The 1,265-nt window shown below is 60.9% G+C and carries 1 protein-coding gene; it reads right to left on the bottom strand.

Features of this window, described 5'->3' with window-relative positions; all coding sequences use genetic code 11:
• Positions 1-88: 88 nt before the first annotated feature.
• Positions 89-1,264, bottom strand: coding sequence for an elongation factor Tu (gene tuf / locus GZH79_RS14475; RefSeq protein WP_211644480.1), 1,176 nt, complete (start codon positions 1,262-1,264; stop codon positions 89-91).
• Between the last annotated feature and the right edge of the window lies 1 nt (position 1,265).

Raw genomic sequence — 1,265 nt, 5'->3', positions numbered from 1 at the left:
GCAAAAAGGCCGCTTCCTTTTGGGAAGCGGCCTTTTGTGTTGTCAGCGTGTCTGGGGCGTGGCCTGAGCCAGGCCCTAGGCAAGCAGTTTAGGCGACGATTTTGGACACCACGCCGGCGCCGACGGTGCGGCCGCCTTCGCGGATGGCGAAACGCAGACCGTCTTCCATCGCGATCGGCGCGATCAGCTCGACGTTGAACTTCAGGTTGTCACCCGGCATCACCATTTCGGTGCCCTCGGGCAGCATCACCGTGCCGGTCACGTCCGTCGTGCGGAAGTAGAACTGCGGACGATAGTTCGCAAAGAACGGCGTGTGACGACCACCCTCTTCTTTCGTCAGGATATAGGCCTCTGCCTCGAACTTCGTGTGCGGGGAAACCGACTTGGGCTTGCACAGCACCTGGCCACGCTCCACGCCCTCGCGGTCGATGCCGCGCAGCAGCACGCCCACGTTGTCGCCAGCCTGACCGGAATCCAGCAGCTTGCGGAACATCTCGACGCCCGTGCAGGTCGTCGTCTTGGTGTCGCGGATACCCACGATTTCGATGTTGTCGCCAACGTTGACGACGCCACGCTCGATACGGCCGGTCACAACCGTACCACGACCCGAAATCGAGAACACGTCCTCGATCGGCATCAGGAACGGCAGGTCCACGGCGCGCGCAGGCGTCGGGATGTATTCGTCAACGGCCGCGATCAGCGCCTTGATCGATTCTTCACCGATTTCCGGCTGCGTGCCGTTCATCGCGTGCAGTGCGGAACCGCGGATGATCGGAATGTCGTCGCCGGGATAGTCGTAAGAGGACAGAAGCTCGCGGATTTCCATTTCCACCAGTTCCAGCAGTTCCTCGTCGTCGACCTGATCGACCTTGTTCATGTAGACGACCATGTAGGGAATACCCACCTGGCGGCCCAGCAGAATGTGCTCGCGCGTTTGCGGCATCGGGCCGTCAGCGGCGTTCACCACCAGGATCGCGCCGTCCATCTGGGCGGCACCGGTGATCATGTTCTTGACGTAGTCGGCGTGGCCGGGGCAGTCGACGTGCGCATAGTGACGTGCTTCGGATTCGTATTCCACGTGCGCGGTCGAAATCGTGATCCCACGGGCCTTTTCTTCGGGTGCGCCGTCGATCTGGTCATACGCACGGAAGTCACCAAAATACTTGGTGATCGCTGCCGTCAGCGTCGTCTTGCCATGGTCAACGTGGCCGATCGTGCCGATGTTAACGTGCGGTTTGTTACGTTCGAACTTTGCCTTAGCCATG

It is taken from the genome of Loktanella sp. SALINAS62, from assembly GCF_018263905.1.
GTDB lineage: Bacteria > Pseudomonadota > Alphaproteobacteria > Rhodobacterales > Rhodobacteraceae > Loktanella.
Note: the sequence above shows the minus strand (reverse complement) of the source record. Positions and strands in the feature narration are given on the sequence as shown.